The 19506-nt window shown below is 48.2% G+C and carries 16 protein-coding genes; 5 read left to right on the forward strand and 11 right to left on the reverse strand.

The features are described 5' to 3' along the window. Positions 1 to 20: 20 nt before the first annotated feature. Positions 21 to 422 carry a RidA family protein gene (locus NSQ38_RS03045; RefSeq protein WP_091038044.1) on the forward strand — a complete coding sequence of 134 codons (402 nt, stop codon included), beginning with the start codon at positions 21 to 23 and terminating at the stop codon, positions 420 to 422. Positions 423 to 446: 24 nt separating this feature from the next. Continuing rightward, positions 447 to 1943 carry a monooxygenase gene (locus NSQ38_RS03050; RefSeq protein ID WP_339786984.1) on the forward strand — a complete coding sequence of 499 codons (1497 nt, stop codon included), beginning with the start codon at positions 447 to 449 and terminating at the stop codon, positions 1941 to 1943. A gap of 188 nt (positions 1944 to 2131) precedes the next feature. Here the strand turns inward: NSQ38_RS03050 and NSQ38_RS03055 are convergent, their stop codons facing one another. The 3 genes from NSQ38_RS03055 to NSQ38_RS03065 all read right to left on the reverse strand — a co-directional run bounded on the left by NSQ38_RS03055 (position 2132) and on the right by NSQ38_RS03065 (position 5844). Beyond that, a complete protein-coding gene (locus tag NSQ38_RS03055) occupies positions 2132 to 2305 on the reverse strand; it encodes a hypothetical protein (RefSeq protein WP_176873052.1) in 174 nt (57 codons plus the stop codon). 99 nt (positions 2306 to 2404) lie between these two features. Continuing rightward, positions 2405 to 3598 carry a DUF2087 domain-containing protein gene (locus NSQ38_RS03060; protein WP_339786987.1) on the reverse strand — a complete coding sequence of 398 codons (1194 nt, stop codon included), beginning with the start codon at positions 3596 to 3598 and terminating at the stop codon, positions 2405 to 2407. A 272-nt stretch (positions 3599 to 3870) separates the two neighbouring features. Beyond that, positions 3871 to 5844 carry a methyl-accepting chemotaxis protein gene (locus NSQ38_RS03065; protein WP_339786989.1) on the reverse strand — a complete coding sequence of 658 codons (1974 nt, stop codon included), beginning with the start codon at positions 5842 to 5844 and terminating at the stop codon, positions 3871 to 3873. A 312-nt stretch (positions 5845 to 6156) separates the two neighbouring features. Here NSQ38_RS03065 and NSQ38_RS03070 point away from each other — a divergent pair, with 312 nt between their 5' ends. After that, positions 6157 to 7512 carry a serine hydrolase gene (locus NSQ38_RS03070; RefSeq protein ID WP_339786992.1) on the forward strand — a complete coding sequence of 452 codons (1356 nt, stop codon included), beginning with the start codon at positions 6157 to 6159 and terminating at the stop codon, positions 7510 to 7512. A 172-nt stretch (positions 7513 to 7684) separates the two neighbouring features. Here NSQ38_RS03070 and nagZ read toward each other — a convergent pair whose 3' ends face one another. From nagZ to NSQ38_RS03105, 7 genes are all read right to left on the reverse strand, one after another. Next, positions 7685 to 9403 (reverse strand): beta-N-acetylhexosaminidase, encoded by a 1719-nt coding sequence (gene nagZ / locus NSQ38_RS03075; RefSeq protein WP_339786994.1) that lies wholly within the window; start codon positions 9401 to 9403, stop codon positions 7685 to 7687. A gap of 31 nt (positions 9404 to 9434) precedes the next feature. After that, complete coding sequence (locus tag NSQ38_RS03080; RefSeq protein ID WP_339786998.1) at positions 9435 to 10631, reverse strand: DUF1343 domain-containing protein; 1197 nt, start codon at positions 10629 to 10631, stop codon at positions 9435 to 9437. Then, positions 10631 to 11341 carry a hypothetical protein gene (locus NSQ38_RS03085; protein ID WP_339787000.1) on the reverse strand — a complete coding sequence of 237 codons (711 nt, stop codon included), beginning with the start codon at positions 11339 to 11341 and terminating at the stop codon, positions 10631 to 10633. Before NSQ38_RS03085 ends, NSQ38_RS03080 begins: the two co-directional genes overlap by 1 nt. A gap of 431 nt (positions 11342 to 11772) precedes the next feature. Next, positions 11773 to 12882 (reverse strand): sn-glycerol-3-phosphate ABC transporter ATP-binding protein UgpC, encoded by a 1110-nt coding sequence (gene ugpC / locus NSQ38_RS03090; protein ID WP_091038031.1) that lies wholly within the window; start codon positions 12880 to 12882, stop codon positions 11773 to 11775. Positions 12883 to 12925: 43 nt separating this feature from the next. After that, positions 12926 to 13759, reverse strand: a complete 834-nt coding sequence (locus tag NSQ38_RS03095) for a carbohydrate ABC transporter permease (protein WP_017691096.1) — start codon at positions 13757 to 13759, stop codon at positions 12926 to 12928. A gap of 64 nt (positions 13760 to 13823) precedes the next feature. Then, entirely contained in the window at positions 13824 to 14747 is a 924-nt protein-coding gene (locus tag NSQ38_RS03100; RefSeq protein WP_017691097.1) for a sugar ABC transporter permease, read from the reverse strand. 55 nt (positions 14748 to 14802) lie between these two features. Next, the gene (locus tag NSQ38_RS03105) at positions 14803 to 16155 is read right to left on the reverse strand and encodes an extracellular solute-binding protein (RefSeq protein WP_339787003.1); all 1353 of its coding nucleotides are present in this window, start codon (positions 16153 to 16155) and stop codon (positions 14803 to 14805) included. 357 nt (positions 16156 to 16512) lie between these two features. Here NSQ38_RS03105 and NSQ38_RS03110 point away from each other — a divergent pair, with 357 nt between their 5' ends. Then, positions 16513 to 17475, forward strand: a complete 963-nt coding sequence (locus tag NSQ38_RS03110) for a BadF/BadG/BcrA/BcrD ATPase family protein (protein WP_339787006.1) — start codon at positions 16513 to 16515, stop codon at positions 17473 to 17475. Between the two features lie 22 nt (positions 17476 to 17497). After that, positions 17498 to 18403, forward strand: coding sequence for an N-acetylmuramic acid 6-phosphate etherase (gene murQ / locus NSQ38_RS03115; protein ID WP_339787009.1), 906 nt, complete (start codon positions 17498 to 17500; stop codon positions 18401 to 18403). A gap of 148 nt (positions 18404 to 18551) precedes the next feature. Here the strand turns inward: murQ and NSQ38_RS03120 are convergent, their stop codons facing one another. Next, positions 18552 to 19391 carry a MurR/RpiR family transcriptional regulator gene (locus tag NSQ38_RS03120; RefSeq protein ID WP_036616797.1) on the reverse strand — a complete coding sequence of 280 codons (840 nt, stop codon included), beginning with the start codon at positions 19389 to 19391 and terminating at the stop codon, positions 18552 to 18554. Between the last annotated feature and the right edge of the window lie 115 nt (positions 19392 to 19506).

The following is a 19506-nucleotide window of genomic DNA, read 5'->3' on the forward strand; positions in this document are numbered from 1 at the left end:
GAAATGGAGCATACCTGCCTATGGAAGTCGTAAATCCGAAGACCTTGACGGATAAGGTTACATCTGTAATTTCTCATGTCGTGGTGACTACTGCCTCCAAATTGGCTTTCATCTCAGGTCAGGTTTCTGTAGATGAAACAGGATTATTGGTCGGTTCAGGGGACTATTACGCGCAAGCGATTCAAGTGTTCACCAACCTTAAGTATGCATTGGAAGCCGTGCGAGCGGATCCCTTGTACATTGTAAAGATGAATATTTTTGTTGTAAACCACAACCCGGAATTGATTTCGATTATTTTTGAGGCAGGATTTCATGTGTTTGGCCCTAACTGGCCGAAGACAGCAAGTACGTATATAGGCGTTCAAGCACTAGCCGATCCTGAATGGCTTATCGAAATAGACGCTATCGTGATTTTCCCATAATGTATAAGAAAAGAGGGTTTTGATATGAAATATGAAGTCATCCTGATTGGTGGCGGACCTGTCGGCATGATGCTGGCTGGGGAATTGGCATTAGCCGGTGTAAAGGTCTGCGTCATTGAGCGATTAAAAGAGACAACCCCTTATTCACGCGCGCTTACCGTACATCCTCGAACTCTTGAAATATTAGATATGCGTGGAGTGAAATCACAATTAATCAGTCAAGGCCGCTTACTTTCGAGAGGACATTTCGCCGGATTAGAAACTCCTTTGGATTTCACCGTTTTGGATTCTTCTTCCAATCACACTCTATTTTTACCGCAGAGTGAGACGGAGAAGGTATTGGAGGAATGGGCGCTTAGCCTTGGCGCAGAGGTCTGGAGAGAGGTTGAGGCTCTATCTGTACACCAGGATGAGGATGGGGTTGACGTTAAGATCGCAGGACCTCATGGAGAAACAACGTTAAGATCAGCTTATGTGGTAGGTACAGACGGAGCCAGAAGTTTGGTTCGCAAGCATGCAAATATATCATTTGAAGGTACAGATGCGACCTTCACGGCAATTCTGGGGGATGCCATTCTATCTGATTTGGCTCCTATGAGTGTCATATCCCGGATTACAGAAAAAGGATTGGTCAGCATCATGCCGATCAATGATCATATGTATCGGATCTTGATGATCGATATGGAGAGAAGTAACATCTCTAAGGATGAGCCCGTTACATTGGAAGAGTTTCGTTCATCGCTCATCCGTACGACCGGAAGCGACCTGGGATTGAACGATGTGAAATGGATGTCCCGTTTCGGAAATGCGACGCGGCAAGCGGGACGATATCGGAATGGTCGATTGTTCTTGGCGGGAGATTCGGCGCACATTCATTTTCCCGCTGGTGGACAGGGAATGAACGTTGGCTTACAAGAAGCGATGAACTTAGGCTGGAAGCTTGCAGGAGCAATCAAAGGCTGGGCTCCGGACTGGCTATTGAACAGTTATCATGCCGAACGCTTTCCATGGAATACGGCCTTGCTCCGGAATACCGAGGTCCAAACCTTGCTTCTGGACGTGACTCCCCCTATCACGGAACTTCGAAGCATGTTAGCTAAACTGATTCAAATACCGGAGGCAAATTATCAAATCGCCGCACAAGTTTCCGCAATGGATGTACATTATGCTCCAGACGCCGAAGCGCCTCCCCATCCTTTAAATGGGAAACGTTTTAAGGATCTAGGCTTAAAGCTGAAAGACGGGCAATTGATCAACGCCTATCCGTTACTACACAAAGGTACTTTTCTTCTGCTGCATTTCCATTCTAATGAACAGAATAGCGGTCAATGGGAATCGTATAACAACCTTCAAGTTGTACATGCCTCTTTGGCTGAGGCTGACGCGGATTGGAACGACATCCACACGGCGCTTATTCGGCCGGATGGGCATATTGCCTGGGCGATTTCTCTATCCGATCCAAATCCAATGCAAACCATAAATGAAGGAATCACTCGCTGGTGCGGAGACATTACCGTGTAGTCATTCGTTCGAGGTGCACAACTGACTTCCCATAGGATGAACTTGTATTTGGGGCGTCTGAATGAACTATCACGGTATGCTGCACTTAAAAAAACGCAATGCAATGTTCTCCATGAGTATGGAAATACCGCCTGAGCGTTATTCAACAACGCTCAGGCGGTATTTTCATTTCTGAGAAAGAAGGTACTTTACGCTCCATTTCGTTCCGCAGCTGCAGATCGGCGACGCAGGGACAATGAAATAATAGCCGGGATCAGTCCAATGGCAACCAAAGCTCCACCAAGCAAACCAACGGATGCTAGCGAGATGCTTTCTACAACAATACCTCCGATTACAGCCTCTACAGCTGCCCAACTGCACAATAGAATTATTCGAACTCATGATGATCCCTGAAGCCTGAGAAAATTAAGCAATTCTATGCATTCGCTTGAATAAGAGGGGTTTGGTACGGAATAACGGAGTTAAACCGATTGCTTTTTATCTCCGTGGTACCCTTGATCTCCATAGGGCTCTAACTGTTCAAACCAGCGATTCAGACATTTGGCGAGTGCATCTTTGGAATCGTAATACGGGTTATCGTCTTGTTTCAATGTCTCCAGCACCTCGATCACAAACGCAGTCTCTCCATATTCATTCCATTCAGCCTGCAATCTTCGATTCAGATGGCTACCCATCTGTAACATAAACCGTTGTCCGTTAATGGTTTTCAGGTTCAGTGTGCTGTCGATATAAACTTTGCCGTTACGTTCATTCCGAATCTGGTAGACGCCCGCTTCCGTTTTAACTTCTTTGGCCTGTTCCTGCAATTCTTTACGACGATTCATCTTCTCCTGCTCCCCCTTTTCTTTGCGTTCCTGTTTTCCATCTCCGGCGATCTGTTGATCTGCGCTGCTTGCCAGCCAATACTGACTGCCGTCTGGCTCACGTTCCAGCAAACCATAGTCGATGAGATACCTCCGTATTTCCACGTAATCATCATGAACTTCCTTCAGCAGCTCATTGACCTGTTTCTCGGAATATTTGCGCTCTGTCTCGAATCGTTTGGCAATTTCGATAAGCACAATATATTTATGCTTTTGCTGCATATGAAACGTCGTCAGCCGACCGCCAGTACCCTCTGGAAAATACTTATTCAGCACCTTCTCCCGATCCTGTTCTGTAATATCAAATGAATCACGACGGATCGTATGTCCATGCCTGGTCACCGGTGACACCCATTCGGCTGGAGCCTGGGTATCCTTACTTTTGAGCAGTTCCATTAATGCCAGGAATATCTTGGCCTGTCGTTCCTTCTCCTTTAATACAAACCGATGATTACGGATCGTGGAGGCACTCCCGATGCCAAGGGTCTTCTGTACTTCAGCATCCTTCTTGCCTTCATAGAATTGTGACAACAAGCCCCGCTGGACATCAGACAATCCGGTTACGCTTTTATCCAGCTCCAGCAAATATTCAAATACCGATCCATGAACCTTCTCAATGTGTACTCGCATATAACGGGCTGCCTCATAGAGCACTCCTTCTTCAGGGTAGATAATCCCAGATTCCGTCCTGTATCCGCAGCAGACACATATATAGGCGGGACCCTCCTCCATATAACCACGCTTGATCTCTTCCAATGAAGCTGTTTGCAACCAGGATTCCGATGATTTCATGTAAAAGCTCCTTTTATCATTGTTATGGTCATTTCAACCGTATAATAATCAAATATAATATAATTTTGTTTGTTTATTTATAGATATAATATAATCTTGTTTGTTATATGTCAATATAACGGAAAAGAATGCTGTGTTTAAATACATAACGGATGCCCCTTGTTCAACAGAAAAAAGACCGCAGGGTCGCAACCCTGCAGTCTCATCGCAGAAAGGGCATTTCAGCACCTTCCATAAGTATTTATCCTCAATCATTTTCATTTCAATCTCTGTTACAACTTAAACCGTTCAATCATGCTTTGCAGATCTTCAGCCATACGTGACAATGCTGCCGAAGAAGCTGCAACCTCTTCCATTGTAGCCAACTGCTCTTGAGCAGCCGCTGATCCATCTTCCGTTCCAGAGGCAATTCTGTCCGACAGAACCATTGTATCACTTACTGCCTTGTTGATATGACTCATGCCCCCATCAATTTGACGGGAAGCCGCGGATACTTCTCCAGCTTGTGCAGCCACCAACTGAACCGCAGTACGAATGTTCTGGAATGCTTCGCCCGCTTCTGTAACCATCTGCGAACTCTTCACCATACCTTCTCCCGTACGGGCAAAAGTGGATTGCACCGCATTGGTTTTCTCCTGCATCTCATGCATAAGTTCATTAATCCGCTCGGCTGAAGCGCCTGAACTGTGAGCCAGTGTCTTCACTTCGTTGGCTACAACCGCGAATCCACGCCCTTGCTCACCAGCTCTTGAAGCTTCAATAGATGCATTCAAAGCGAGAATGTTCGTCTGCTTGGCAATGGCCGTAATCTCGGCCACGATCACAAGAATCTCTTCATTTTTCGCGCGCAAATCCTCAATGACCACAGACATGGCTTTGCTCTCATCATTCACCTGCTGAATATGGGTAACCGCTTCTTCTACTGTAACCATACCCGCTTCCGACTTGGTGGATGCATCCAGAGCGATACGAGCGGTGTCTTCAGCACTTGATGAGATCTCTTTGACTCCAATGGACATTTCGCCCACGAGTTGACCTGTAGCAGCAAGACTATTGTTCTGCAAAGTCGTTCCCGCAGCTGCATCCTGCATCAGTTCGGCCACCTGTTCTGTGGCTTTGGATGTCTGTTCGGAACTTGCCATCAGTTCTTCAGAAGATGCCGCCAGCTGGCTGGACGTATCATGCACTTCTCCAAGCACATTACGAAGTGAAGTCGTCATCGTATCGAAGCTATCTCCAAGCTGTCCGAACTCATCCTTGCGCTGCAAACCAACCCGAACGGTGAGATCCCCGGCGCTTACTTTGGATGCTGCCTGCGTTAATTGCAGCAATGGCCGGTGAATGCTGCGGATAATGAATATAAGCAGAATCAACCCGATAACCAATGCAGATGCAACAATTGTAATTGCACGGATCAAAATAGGCATTACGGCTTCACTTGCTTCGGAAGGAACCATCTCGCCAACAATTTTCCAACCTGTCACCGGATTGGTGAAATACACAGCTTCCACTTCGTGACCATCATATGTATACTTCACCGTTCCACTTTCCTTTGTATACATCTCATTAATGTAGCTTTCATCCGACTGTGTACCGGATTCAATATTGTAGTGGAACAGGAATTTACCCCCGTTATCCAGCATGTACAGTTTGCCTTCTTTACCAATACGTATCTGATCAACGGATTCTTTCAGATGATTGAGACTGACATTGGCCCCGAATACCCCTTTGCCATCAGCCAGCTTGGCAGCCGCCGTTACGACCCATTCACCTGTCGTGGCCGACTGGAATGTATCCGAGATTACAGGTTCGTCCTGAGACATGCCCATCGTATACCATGAACGTTCACGCGGATCATAGATCTGTTCCCCAGGATCAGGAGATTTCATCCAGCTGCCATCTTCCGCACCTGCGGTGAGTACACCCAGTTCCTTATGATTCTGAGACATCCGATCCATCTGCCTTTGCAGTGCAGGAGATTTATTAATAATATCGTTTGAAGTAATACCCGCAGCCATCTGCGCTGCGTTATCCTTCTCCATATCCAGCATTTGATTTATCTGCAGACTAAGCATTTCTGTTTTGGCCTGTGCGGAACGAATAATTTCCATTTTAACCTGGTCAGCAGCTTTTTGATAAGACAACCATCCCACGGTAATGCTCGGTACAATCAGGAACAGGAGCAATGCAGCGATCAGGCGCTTTTTTACGGTTAAAGTAAACCAATTTCGAATCCTTTTCTTCATTTAACTATCCCCCATCATAATCTTCACCCATCCTTTTATCGGACAATCGCTATAAAAATATTATGTATCGATACTAAATTAGTACAAATTTAATTTAAATGATCTGATCAGATGATATGGATTATATCCGCTTAATCGTTTTGACCCTCTACGCGAGATCGTTTACAATGCTCATAAGTTGACTATTCATGAAACGATTGGAAGGGGAGGATTCACATCTTACGCAAGTCAAATGAAAGACAACGTATTTCCACGTTATATTCATCCATGTTCCGCATTCTGTTAGCGTTCATCCTGTGCGCAGGCCCGATTATGGGACAAGCTGGTATTACGGCATCCGCAGCGCAGACGACGCAAGCAGTTCACATTGAAGTGAATGGTGAGCAACAATCTTGGAAGAACGCACCACTTATAATCAAAGGCTCAACGTTTGTTCCACTACGGGATGTGGTCACATCGGTTAAAGGCACGTTGAAATGGGATAATCGCACCAAGACGGCTACCATTACCGTTGGCAGAGACAAGCTGATCCATCAGGCTGGCAGCAATTCCATTAAGGTAAACAAGGTCGATCTGGCCACAGGTGTGAATTCACGTACCGTTAACGGTACGTTGATGATACCTGTCCGGGCTATGGCTAATTCAATCAAGGCCGATATCAAAGTCCAACGTACAGCTACAGGTCAGATGAGTGTGAATATGGTAACCGATCAAGTTAGCCTGCTGAACAGCGAAGTTGCCAGTGTAGATGCGTATCTGCGCGAGATCAACTATCCAGGTATGGCGCTGATTGCCCGTGATGGCGAAGTTCTGCTAAGACAAGGCTACGGACTTGCCGACGAACAGACGCTGAATCGTCCGGATCAGAAGACTCGAATCGCATCGCTGAGCAAATCCTTCACAGCCGCGTCCATTCTGAGTCTCGTGGAGGATGGTAAGATTAATGTGCAAGATCCAATCTCTAAGTACATCTCCGGTATACCGAAGGGAGATCAGATCACGCTGCATATGCTGTTATCCCAGACTTCAGGTCTGCCATCGGCATTCGGTCGGGGTGAAGGAACTTCTATGGAAGAGACTGTAGAGGAGATTCGCCACAAAACGCTGAAGTTTGAACCAGGAAGTGCCTATCTGTACAGCAACAGCGGTTATGTTTTACTTGCATACGTCGTTGAACAGGTATCTGGCATGAGTTATGCCGACTACGTGCAGCAGACGATATTGAAACCACTTGGCATGAAAAATTCGGGAGAGGCTTCCCGTAAAGTGCACACGATTAGTGGTTTTGTTCAACAAGATAACGCATGGGTAACTGCCCCATATTATGTTTCCCAATCCGGATCAGGAACCATATATTCTACGGTGGATGATATGCTGAAATGGGATCGTGCGTTGTATACGGACAAGATTCTAAGCCAAGATACGATTGAACAGATGTATGAGCCCTACTCCGATAAAAACTATGGCTACGCCTGGATTCTCAAAGAGAACGGCACCAACCGTACCGTCTTCCATAACGGTAGTGGTGGCGGGTTCGCTACAGCCTTTTCACGTAATCTGTCCGATGATATCACGATTATCCTGCTCGGCAACCACGCAGGTATGGACATGACTTCACTTTTGGATGAAGTTGAGGCACAAACAGCCAAAGCACTGCAATTGCAATAATTTATAATGATTCATTTATACAGAGCGAGCAAAGAGACGGTCCTATGGAGGATCGTCTCTTTGCTCTGTATATGTTCTCATTTTAACGACTCACACTTCCGTTTCGCTCAACCCACAATCCATCTCTTCTCCATTCTGCAAAAGGCAGATTAACTCATATTCTTATCACTGCCTAGGAAACATCCGCTCTTTCATCATCTGTCTGCTTTAATGTTACAGGAAGTTTTCCCGCAAAAGGAATACGCCCCATCAGCGCCTGAGCGACGCTATCCATGGCAAGTGGCCGGCTCTCGTAAGCCGCTACATAGACCTGGGCATCCGGGAGCGCCAGCAGATCATAGGGGCTTCGCAATGCCACAACAGCCAGCGGTTTGCCCAATTGCTGTATCCAACCAATCAGCCTGCACTGTGGATCGCCGGAGGGACTTCCCGCATTGTAGGTACCCACCACAATCTGCCGAATGTCATCTGCTTCCGCTGCCTGAAGCAGACGTGCGGAACGAATGGCAACGTCCTCTGGTGTGACCGTCAGATCGACAACATCCAGACCATAATTGGATAAGGCTGAGCCCAAGGTGAACGTCTGAGTCAGCTGTTCGTCGGCAATTGTCGTCACGGACGTGGCAACCGTTATGACCAGCGTGCGTTCCGACTTCAAAGGCAACATATTCAGCTGATCGCGCACCAGTGTGATACTGTTCTCGCTAATACGGCGGGCAACCTCTTGGTGTAATGAACTGTTGCGCTCCGACCAACTGGATAGAGCAGGAGTGTTTGATGCCTTTGGCAATGATGCATTCGATACTGCAATATTCACTTTCTCATCACCTGCACCGCCCGTTTCACTCTCCAGCAAACCACGTTTCGCCTTGTACATCAGCAAGCGATTCACCGACTCATCAATACGTCTCTCGTTAATCCGCCCGCTCCTCACAGCTGCTAACAATGCTTCAAATGACTCTGCCTGAAGCTTAGCCGTATGGCTAATTAACACCAGATCTGCCCCGGCCTCTACCGCCATTACGGCTGCATCGACAGTGCCATAATTCACGGCAATGGCATCCATCTCCATGCAATCTGTCACGATCATGCCCTGATAACCCAGTTCCTGGCGAAGCAGACCGCTTAATACCGTTTGCGATAGCGTTACGGGCAGACGCTCTGGCTCCAGTGCAGGGAAATAAATATGCGCCGACATCATGGCATCGACACCTTCAGCGATAGCGGCTCGGAATGGAATCAACTCCAGGCGCTCTACCCGTTCCCGATCATGAGTGATGATCGGGAGGTCCAGATGGGAATCGGTATCCGTATCCCCATGCCCCGGGAAGTGCTTGGCTGTCGCTGCAATCCCAGCGTCCTGTATTCCCGCAATGGTCCTGGCCCCATATTCTGCAACGGATTGTGGAGATTCGCCGAATGATCGCACACCGATGACCGGATTAGCCGCGTTATTGTTCACATCCAATACCGGAGCAAAGTTCATGTTAATGCCCATGGACTTCAGCTCCAACCCACTGATATATGCCGCCTGATACGCATCTTCAATGGAACTGGCAGCGGCAATGGCCATTGGTCCAGGCATCAAGGCGATCCCTTCGGTAATTCGAGCAACCATGCCGCCCTCCTGATCAATGGAGATCCAGAGCGGCACATTACCACTGCTTTTGGCAATCTGCTGTAACCCTAACGATAACCGCTCTACCTGCTCTGGCGACTCAATGTTGCGCGCAAAATAAATTACGCCACCGATGGGATACTTTCGGAGAAAGGATTCCACATCGCCAGCAGCTTCAGTGCCATGAAAGCCACAAAGCAGCATTTGCCCAACTTTCTCACGCAAAGTCATCTGTTTCAGCCTCGACTGGTATAACTCGTTTAGCCCACTCATTTCATGCCTCCCTCCGATAACAAACATCCATTCATTGATATAACAAAAACGGCTTTCGCCGCTCCTTCCATTCCGCTGCCTGTACATTCCACGCTTCCATTAAACGAACGAAGCCCGCCCGGTCATGAATCGTTTCCCTGACTTCCTTACCCCCTGCCAGCAGGTCGATAAAGTACCTTGAACCCGGCTCTGGTGGCTCCAGCCAGCAGAATTGCTCCGGATAGAGTGATACCAGTTCATGTAAAAGCACCAACCCTGTCTCTACCGCCCGGAATTTCCTGCTGTCCGTTACAAAAATCCTTACACCACCACACAGCTCACCTGCATTTTTGGAGAATGTTGGGGACATGTACACTGGGTGCACATGCACACCTTCCAGCTTGTATTCCCGAAATCGTTCCGCCAAACGTTCACCCTCAACCCAGGGGGCCCCAATCCACTCAAATGGGCGGGTCGTGCCCCTGCCCTCCGATACATTAGTGCCTTCGAACAGGCACGTCCCCGCATATACCCGCACACTGTCCAGCGTAGGCATATTGGGGGAAGGCAACATCCAGGGAAGCCCACAATTCGCAAAATCCATGGAGCGCTGCCATCCTTCCATGGCAACCACGTCCAATTCGCAAGGTACATCCATCTCGCTATTGACCATCAAGGCCAATTCACCTACCGTCAATCCGGTACGTACGGGTACACGCCAAGCGCCAACAAGTGATTCATACCCCGCGTTCAGCACACCGCCTTCAACAACGTTTCCCCCCAACGGATTGGGGCGGTCCAGAATCAGCATACGTTTGCCTGCTACAGCACAGACCTCCATCATATGGAAGAGGGTTGAGGCATACGTGTAATAACGAACGCCCACGTCCTGAATGTCAAACAGGACCGTATCAACTCCAGCCAGCATTGCAGGCATAGGTTTCTTGTGATCTCCATACAGGCTGAACACCGGAATGTCCAGACGCGGATGAATCATGTCCCCAAATCTGACACCCGCCTGAAGCTCTCCTTCCAGTCCGTGCTCACAGGCATAGAGCGCTGTAAGCTTGGCATTAGCAAGTCCGGCGCACACATCTATTGTCGATACAAAATTCGCTGTAATACCAGTTGGGTTCGTAATTAGACCGATGCGAGCACCCTTTAACCATGGATGCGATAACCCTCTGGACAGAAGATCAACTCCCGTTTTTACAGCCGGGAGCTGCTCGGTCCCCTTCAACTGGCCCATCACACATTCCCCTGGCTTATCCAGCCTGTATGCTGGTGATCATTACCACCTGTTACGACAGGCTCTTCTTCAGGCTCCAGCACATTAAGAGCAACCTTGTGCTGATAGATGGCAAACATACCTCCAAACAGCGCTCCGAAACCAACGACAGTCAGCATCAGCAGCGCAGTCAGGCACATGGCCTGAAAACAAGCGCCCATCGTGTACCCCGGGTGACGGAAGAACAGCTTTACACTTTCCCCCATCGCCTGAACGATGCCCATGTTTTTTTGTAAAACAAGCTGCCAGGTATAGAACTGTGACATCAGCGCCATGAGAACAAAGAACGTCTGGAATACACCCACTGCTGTACCTGTAATTCCACCCTGTCCACCGTAATACCACCAGGTTGACCATAGAATGAAGCCAAGCACCGCGAAAAGCACCCCCACCGACACTCCAGGGATTATTCCCTTCAACGTTCCGATCCATATATCCTTAAGCCCATTGCGCCGTTCCTTACGCTCCAATCTGTGATGCACGGCATAACAAACACCGAACAGGATGGGCATATATATTAAGGCCAGGAGCAGTATAGCGATCGGCAGCGGAGCAAACATCAGAATGGGAACCAATACGATAGAGCTAACGACACTGTACAAGGCCACCGAAATAATATCCCGATAGATTTCCGCACCCGATTTGATCAATACTTCACTCAGCTTACGCATTTTTATTCTCCCTTCTATATAAGTTGGACTAAACATTTACACGATAACGGAGAAAACAGAACAAATCTGGAGAAGCGAAGCGTTCGCCCACAAGGGCTGTCTTAAAAGGGCTCCCCATTTGGGTTGGCTTGGCCGCACCGCCGGTCAGTATGTTGTACCAAACTTGCAACGTGCTAACGAATCTACCGCACCTTAAACGACAGATTTTCGAGGCATGCCAATTTTAACGAACTTCAGTGCCGTTATTTCGGTACAACCAAGGCGTCAGAGCCTGAAAAACAACATCTTCGAGTAAATAACGTCTCTGTGATTCGTTACATTTCAAACCGGTGCAAATGGGAGCGAATAACGTGTGTAAGGTTCCTTAAAACAAAATTATAACGAGAAAAAATAGTACACATTCACGCTCATTGCTTTTAGGACAGCCCCACTTACTCCCGTCCAATCGCAAGCTCCGTCTCTGGATCGAAAAAGTGTGCCTTACGCAGGTCCAGCACAAACTTTTTGTCCATTCCTACATAAGCATGTGTTTCCGGGTGAACCTTAGCCGTAACAGTACGGGCACCGGAATGGAAATACACCAAATTCTCGGAGCCCAGATGTTCTACAACTTGAACTCGCGCCTGCAGCATGTGGTCTGTCGGGATATTCGGAGCGACATCATCACCAAAAATATGCTCTGGACGCAGACCCATAATCACCGGTTTGCCTTGATGACTCTGAAGACGAGCGAGTACATCTGCTGGCAAGGTGAATGACGCTCCCTCGATGACAACCTGCGTGCCTTCAATCCGGGCATCAATGAAGTTCATCGCCGGGGAACCGATAAATCCGGCAACAAACATATTCCGCGGACTCGCATACAGTTCTTTTGGTGAAGCCACCTGCTGAATATCTCCATGATTCATGACCACGATGCGTTCCCCAAGCGTCATGGCTTCTACCTGATCATGTGTCACGTACACAATCGTGGCACCGAGACGTTTATGCAGCTCTCCCAACTCCACCCGCATCTGCACCCGCAACTTGGCATCCAGATTGGACAGTGGTTCGTCGAATAAAAACACCTGCGGATCACGGACGATCGCCCGTCCCACCGCAACACGCTGGCGCTGACCACCAGACAGCTCGCGTGGTTTGCGCTCCAGCATTGCTTCCAGTCCCAGAATGGAGGCCGCATTCTGCACCTGTTCATCAATATAGGACTTTGGCTTTTTCAGATTTTTCAGGCCAAAGGAAAGATTCTCGCGGATGGTCATATGCGGATAGAGTGCATAATCCTGAAACACCATCGCGATATCCCGATCCTTCGGATGCAGATCGTTAACAAGCCGGTCACCGATCACAATATCACCGCTCGTTTGCTTTTCAAGTCCGGCAATCATCCGCAGTGACGTTGTCTTGCCACAGCCCGAAGGACCCACAAACACTACGAATTCCTTATCTTCTATAACAAAGTCCGAGCCGGCCACAGCCGTGAACGTTCCTTTATGATCGTCTTTGAATTCTTTGCGCACTTGGCGAAACTCCACGCGTGCCATAGGTAGATCCCCCTTTACGTTGTCGCTTGTCCTGAACTAAAAGTTAACCTTTAACCGCACCGATCGTAATGCCCTGCAGGAAGTAACGTTGCAGTGAGAAAAACAGAATGATCATGGGCAGCGCACCTATTGTAGCCCCTGCCATCATTGCGCCGAAGTCCGTTGATTCGGCAAATACAAACGAGGCCAACCCCACCTGAATGGTACGCATCTCGTTGGAATTGGTAATGAGGAACGGCCAGAAGAATTCGTTCCACGAAGCCACAAACGTGAATATCGCCAGCACCGCGATTCCCGGCTTTGCCATCGGCAGAATGACTTTCCAGAAGATACCGAACTCACTGCATGCATCGATACGTGCCGCATGGATCAGCGATGTGGGCAGCGTAGACATAAACTGTTTCATCAAGAATATGTTCCCTACGCTAACGGCAGCAGGCAGAATAATGGCCGTATACGTATCTCCCAGGTCAAACACGTTGACCATCAGAATGTACAAAGGAATCAGCGTCACCTGTGCCGGGATCATCATTGTCCCAAGCAACGTCCAGAATACCGCCTGACTACCCGGAAACTTCAGTTTGGCGAACGCATATCCCGCCAAGGAGGCGAAGAATACATTTGTAACGGTCAGAATGATCGAGATGAGCAGCGAGTTGTATAACCAGCGCCAGGCATCGGTTTTGGCAAAAAAGCGCTCATATGGTGATAACGACAGCTGCTCCGGAATCATCTGTGGTTTAAACGAAGCCGACATCGCACTATCCTGCACCGAACCAACGAGCATCCAATACATCGGAATGACCGTCACCAGCGCCCAGACCACCAGCAGAATGGATGCAACAACGAGCAGAATCTTTTTCTGTGTTGATTTCATGGATTTCATTCACCCCCGGATGCTTAATGCAACGTGCTCTAATCGTACGTGTTTTGAACTACCTCTAATACTCAATATCGCTGGAGAAATATTTGAACTGTATGACGGAGATGACAATGATGATAATCGCCAGTACAAACGACTGAGCCGAAGCCAATCCAAATTCATAGAACTTGAATGCCGTCTCGTAGATCAGATAAGCGATAGTAGTTGTCGCAAAGTTCGGTCCACCCTGTGTCATCAGATATACCGAGATAAACACCTGGAAGGATGTAATGACACCCGTGACGAGCAGATACAGCGTCGTTGGTTTGAGCAGCGGCCATGTAATCTTGCTGAACTGGGTCCAGCCGCTGGCATGATCAATATCCGCCGCTTCATACAGCGATTTCGGAATACCGCCCATGGCTGCCAGATACAGAATAATGCCCGCTCCGTGTGATCCAAGCCAGTTCATCAGAATGAGGGAAAAAAGTGCCGTTCCCGATTGGCCCAGCCAGATTACCGGGTCAAGACCGAACAGGCCGAGGAAGCGGTTCAGCAGTCCTGAATCCGTCGGGTCAAAGATTGCCAGCCATACAATGGAGATGGTTACCCCGGAGGCTACCGCAGGCAGATACATGGTAGCTTTGAAAAATGTCTGCCATTTGCTTTTCATTTGATAGATGAAATAGGACAGTACAAATGTAATGAGAATATTGACCGGGACTGTGCCTACGGTGAAGATCACTGTATTTTTAATCGACTTCCAGAACGTCTCATCTTTTACCAAACGCTCGTAGTTATCCAATCCAACCCACGTCGAGTTCATAATGTTGTATTTCTGGAAGCTCATCACAAGAGCCGTCAGAACGGGATACAGTGTGAAAATGAGAAACAGCAGGACAGGCGCCAAAATAAACAAATACGCCCACCCGTAGTCTCGCCAAAACCGGGCAACCCGGGAAGTCCGGGGCACAGACGGTTTTGGCGCAAGGGCGGTCTGCATGGCGAATCCTCCTCTCCTAATCAGTGTGGTTTTGCGTTATGTTTGATTGTCCGAGTTATTGTCCAAACATCTGCTGGCCTTTGCTCTTGAAGTCTTCTGCGATCTGCTCTGGTGATTTTTCTCCCGAGAACAGCGCCTGGATGTTTGGCTTCACAACCTGTTCCTTGAATTGTTTTTGCTGGGATGCTTTGTCGATATCCAGTTCCAGTACAACCGGCATCGCGATATTCTCTGCCATGACTTTTGCAGCAGCCAGATTATCCGGTTGACCAAGTTCTTTTCCTTTAAACAGTTCCACTTGGGACTGTCTTACGAATGGAAGTGCCAGTTCATTGGCCGAGTTCCCTGCTTTGGCACCACTAAGCGCCTCCATCACAAGGAACGTATTTTTGGCATGCTGTTCGCCTTTGTCCTTCTTCTGTTTGAAGGCTACATACCCTTCGCCGCCCATCGTTGTTGCTTCAGGTTGATCATCATTATGCGGTACAGGCAACAGGACAAAATCAATCTTCTCTCCCTGCACCTTGCCATCATCGATGTCCTTGTTGCGGTTCTGAATCATCACATCATAATAAGGAATCGCTTTGGAGATAATCGCCGTTTCCCCCGCGTAGAACATATCCGTCCGTTTCGCTGGAGCGAGAGCCGCCGTTTCCTTCGGCATATACCCTTGATCCATCAGGTTTTTGATAAAAGAGAGGGTATCCAGAATCCGACCATCATTCCATTGGAAAGTGCCGTCTTTATCAAGAACATCAATCATCCCGTTGTTCCGGGACAGCATTTCAATGAAGTCAAGCGAGGTTCCGTCGGTAACCAGTGCATATTGCTTGGCCCCGCCATCCAGCGTTTTGGTCAGCTTGGCAGCAGCATCGTTGAATTCGGACCAGGTCCAGCCATTTTGCTGAATGGACTTCCAATCAATGCCCGCTTCCTCCAGAATGCGTTTGTTACCACCCCAAGCCCATTGGAATTGATACAAGGGCAGACCATACTGTTTCCCCTGAATCTGGCCTAAATCCAGCGTACCTGGCAGGTAGTCGTCCTTAACCTCAGGTGTCAGGTAACTGTCCAATTCAAGTGCCAATCCCGTATTCACATATGTGCCATCTACGCTGTGAAAGTAAAGATCCGGCGGGTTGCCCGCGTTCAAAGCGACATCGAATTTTTTGGGCCCTTCCGCCCAGGAGAGCATTTCCGTCTTCACGGTAATGTTGGGGTGTTCTTTATTGAAATCAACGATTAGATCCTTGAGTTCATCTTCATATGTGCCATGTACAGGATAGGTCCATACCGTCACTGTATCTTCCGCATTCGGATCATCTGAAGCAGCACCCCCGCTATTCCCACAGGCAGTAACCAAGACCATCATCAACAACATCGTCCATACCAGACCCTTCTTTTTCATCCCTTCATCTCCTTCGCATGTCATCATCCGATTCTTTCATTGCCTAACCATGCTACCCCTTTTGTGATCATTCAGCCTTTAAACGGCATCCACCCATAAACTCGGCAGTAAGGAAAAGCACCTCCCCTGGAGATTGGACCTGCCAGTCGCAGGCTAAATCTCTTAAATGCAATATTAACGTCAACTTAATTGACATTAACAGTATTAATTCCTTCCAAAATTGTAGATTGAGTTCATTATATGAGTTGTAAAATAAAAATTCAACATTATTTTTTATTATAAAATTTAATTTTACTTTTTCTTTTCATGCCACTATACTATGTAAAAAGAAAACCCAAGCAAGCGAGGTGAGCCACTTTGCGAGTATATGTAGGCGTAGATGGAGGCGGTACCAATACTGATGCAGCAATCATTTCCGAATCTGGTGAAATTCTTGCCCGACTCAGCGGAGGTCCCACGAATCCTCATAGCGTATCAACTGAACAGGCCCTTTCCGAACTGCAACGAGTGCTGGAACAGCTATTTAATCTAATAAGTGATTTATCGACAAATTGTGAGGGTATATGCCTTGGTATGTCAGGTATAGATGCGATCCAAGAGCGGCAACTTATAGCCAAAGCAGTAAATAACTATATGAAGAGTCGTAATCGACAGGCATCAGAAGGTTGTCCAGTCTGGGTTGTATCCGAAGGAGAGATTGCTCTGATGGCCTCTCTCGGACATACTCACGGTGTATTGTGTATCTCTGGAACAGGTTCCATCGTGTACGGATTTACGCTGGAAGGAGAGCGATACCGTGCAGGAGGCTGGGGTCATCTGCTCGGAGATGAGGGTAGCGGTTATCGTATTGGGCAGCGTGCACTCCAAGTAGTTATGCAGAGTTATGACGGTGTTCTTCCTCCAACCCGTTTAACCCCGCTTCTTCTAAAGAATCTGAGCCTTCAAGATATATCGGAGCTAAAGACGCGAGTTTATCAGACGGATTGGGGCAAAACCGAGACCGCATCCATCGCCCCCTTAGCTATAGAAGCAGCTGAACTCGGAGATGAGGCCGCCCGGGCACTGGTCATCGACGAAGCCTCCCAATTGGCGGATACCGCCAAGGCGCTGATTGCCCGTCATCGGGAATTTGCATCCACTCAGGTTGTCCTGTCCGGATCACTTTTTCGATACGCTGCACTTTTCCGAAATACATTTATTCAGAAGTTATCGGGATATTATGGAGAGTTGGACTTTGTATATCGTGAAGATGCCCCCGCTCCAGCGGTTGGCGCAGCACAACTGGCAAGAAAACGCTGTTCCCTGAATGAATCATTTTAAAAGAGAGAAGGAGGCCATACAGATGAATCACATGCTGAATTCACTAATAACAGAACAACCCAATCCACTAACGGATCATATAGATGAATTGCCTTCGGCAGAAATTATGGAGCTAATTAATAAGGAAGATCAACGGATTGCGGAGCTCATTCAGCCCCTAATTCCGGTCATTGCTCAGGCTGCGGATCGAATCTTGAAGGCGTTTCAGTCTGGCGGCAGGCTTTTTTATGTAGGCGCAGGTACCAGTGGACGATTAGGAATACTTGACGCTTCGGAATGCCCGCCTACCTACGGAACCCCGCCTTCCATGGTGCAGGGTATTATTGCAGGGGGATTCCGGGCAGTGAAGGACCCGGTTGAAGGTGCTGAAGATAGTGAGGAGTTGGGAGCTGCGGACCTTGATGAACATGGCTTAGACAAAAACGATGTCGTGGTTGGCATTGCAGCCAGTGGACGAACCCCGTATGTGCTGGGTGCGATGAGACACGCCAAGGAGATCGGGGCTACGGTGATCAGCCTCAGTAATAATGCAGGCACGCCGATGACACTGTTGGCTGATGTGAGCATTGAGGCCGTTGTCGGCCCAGAGGTTGTCATGGGTTCAACACGTATGAAGGCAGGCAGCGCCCAGAAAATGATTTTGAACATGCTCACAACTACCGCCATGATTCGTCTGGGCAAGGTTTACCGTAATTTCATGGTTGATCTGAACCCTTCGAACGAGAAGCTTGTCCATCGGGCCAAACGCATGATCCATCTGGCAACCGGAGCGAATGAAGCAGATATTGAAGAGGCTTTTACTGGTGCAGACGGTCATGTAAAAACGGCAATCGTCATGCTGATGGCAGGCGTGGATGCAACAGAAGCCCAGCACAGGCTTGATCTGGCTGACGGATTTGTCCGCAGCGCCATTGCGGGGCCTTCCTGAGCCGTACAGTGGGATATTTCTAGAGGTTGAAAGAGAGGAGCCCGATATTAGTCTGGGCTCTTTTTTTGATTTTTTTATACTAAAAGCGGATATAATCGTCAAAAAATCCCCTCCTGCATAATCAGAAAGGGATTCATATGGTTCTACTTCACTTGTGCTCCAGAATAGCCTGTCGACTCTTCTCCAGATACTCCACCGACTGGTTGTAATCCCGACTGGCAATCGCCAGATACAAAATGTCGATCACGTTCAACTGAGCAATCCGTGACGATGTGGCTCCGCTCCGAATATCACTTTCGGTGGAAGTAATCATCAGAGGCACATCCGCCATACTGCTGAGTGTATTGCTGCCCCACTTGGTAATGCTGATTGTCGCTGCACCGCCATCGTGAGCATGCTTGAGACAGGAGATTACGTTTGAAGTCTCCCCTGAATACGAGATACATACCACCGCATCATCCTCACGAAGCGTCGTTGCGGACGAAATCTGCATATGCGGATCGGCGAACGAAAAGCTTGTACGATTGATTCGCATGAACTTGTAATGTGCATCCAGCGCAATCAGGTTGGAGGCCCCTACTCCATAGAAAAAGATTCGGTTCGCCTGATGAAGCACGTCCACGGCTTTTTCCACCAGACGTGGGTCCAGAATATGAACCGTATCCTTCACCGACTGAATATTGTTTGCGGACACATGCTGAATAATGCTCTCCATGGAGTCCTGGGGACGAATCTCCGTATATTGATATGGCTCACTCGTCTGCAAATCTCCGGCAATCTTCAGCTTCAGCTCCTGAAAACCCGTTACACCAAGTGATTTGCAGAGACGGATAATGGCAGCTGGGCTGCCTCCACTCCGTTCAGACAACTGGGCCACCGAGGATTGAACAGTTTCTTGCGGGTGATCGAGAATATAAGCTCCGATCTTCCGTTCGGACGGGGTCAAGTCATCCATTAATGCGCGTAAACGTACAAGTCCACCTTTCATGCCTTCCATTCGCTCCTCCTTTCTACTGCATTCATGTACAAGCATTTTATCTTATAATTCCACTCGCGTCTAATCGAATCCCTCGCCCTTCCATAACTGAACTCAAATTAAAGTC

This window comes from Paenibacillus sp. FSL R7-0313, from assembly GCF_037969885.1.
In the GTDB taxonomy this organism is placed as follows: domain Bacteria; phylum Bacillota; class Bacilli; order Paenibacillales; family Paenibacillaceae; genus Paenibacillus.

Coding starts and splice junctions, on each gene's coding strand:
- NSQ38_RS03045 (WP_091038044.1), top strand. CDS start 21: ATGGAAGTCGTAAATCCGAAGACCTTGACGGATAAGGTTACATCTGTA.
- NSQ38_RS03050 (WP_339786984.1), top strand. CDS start 447: ATGAAATATGAAGTCATCCTGATTGGTGGCGGACCTGTCGGCATGATG.
- NSQ38_RS03060 (WP_339786987.1), bottom strand. CDS start 3,598: ATGAAATCATCGGAATCCTGGTTGCAAACAGCTTCATTGGAAGAGATC.
- NSQ38_RS03065 (WP_339786989.1), bottom strand. CDS start 5,844: ATGAAGAAAAGGATTCGAAATTGGTTTACTTTAACCGTAAAAAAGCGC.
- NSQ38_RS03070 (WP_339786992.1), top strand. CDS start 6,157: ATGGGACAAGCTGGTATTACGGCATCCGCAGCGCAGACGACGCAAGCA.
- nagZ (WP_339786994.1), bottom strand. CDS start 9,403: ATGAGTGGGCTAAACGAGTTATACCAGTCGAGGCTGAAACAGATGACT.
- NSQ38_RS03080 (WP_339786998.1), bottom strand. CDS start 10,631: ATGGGCCAGTTGAAGGGGACCGAGCAGCTCCCGGCTGTAAAAACGGGA.
- NSQ38_RS03085 (WP_339787000.1), bottom strand. CDS start 11,341: ATGCGTAAGCTGAGTGAAGTATTGATCAAATCGGGTGCGGAAATCTAT.
- ugpC (WP_091038031.1), bottom strand. CDS start 12,882: ATGGCACGCGTGGAGTTTCGCCAAGTGCGCAAAGAATTCAAAGACGAT.
- NSQ38_RS03095 (WP_017691096.1), bottom strand. CDS start 13,759: ATGAAATCAACACAGAAAAAGATTCTGCTCGTTGTTGCATCCATTCTG.
- NSQ38_RS03100 (WP_017691097.1), bottom strand. CDS start 14,747: ATGCAGACCGCCCTTGCGCCAAAACCGTCTGTGCCCCGGACTTCCCGG.
- NSQ38_RS03105 (WP_339787003.1), bottom strand. CDS start 16,155: ATGAAAAAGAAGGGTCTGGTATGGACGATGTTGTTGATGATGGTCTTG.
- murQ (WP_339787009.1), top strand. CDS start 17,498: ATGAATCACATGCTGAATTCACTAATAACAGAACAACCCAATCCACTA.
- NSQ38_RS03120 (WP_036616797.1), bottom strand. CDS start 19,391: ATGAAAGGTGGACTTGTACGTTTACGCGCATTAATGGATGACTTGACC.